Below are 387 nucleotides of genomic sequence, written 5' to 3' on the forward strand. Positions count from 1 at the left end.
CCGCTCCCGGAAACGATGTCAAAAGTACAGCACAAGAACGAACCCTAAAAACCCCACTACAACGCTCAAGATCACGACATACTTTGTTCAAAAACACACCCGACAAGTAGTCTGACACAGGGGGGGCCGCGATGCGGTTGAACCTCCCCTCGTACTGGACCATGCTGTTGTCGAATTTCATAACGTCTCTATACTTTTGATATATGTTCGTGAGCACCTTCACAAACCAACACACCGGCGAGGAAAAAGCATAGAAGAAACGTAACTGTTCAGCCCCTATGAAGGGATATCAGAAACCTGAAAATTTTTCTTAAAAGACGTGCAAAAACGGTAACTGTTTAGCCTGAGCGAGCACGTGCCAGAGTTGTTCGTTTCTTGAAATCGGTC

At 46.3% G+C, this 387-nt stretch carries 1 protein-coding gene; it reads right to left on the reverse strand.

The window, feature by feature from the left end; genetic code table 11:
- On the reverse strand, nt 1-181 hold a 181-nt coding region (locus F1735_RS36100; protein WP_222853201.1), incomplete at its 3' end, for a hypothetical protein.
- Between the last annotated feature and the right edge of the window lie 206 nt (nt 182-387).

This window comes from Massilia genomosp. 1 (assembly GCF_011682185.1).
In the GTDB taxonomy this organism is placed as follows: Bacteria; Pseudomonadota; Gammaproteobacteria; order Burkholderiales; family Burkholderiaceae_D; genus Telluria_A; species Telluria_A rubra.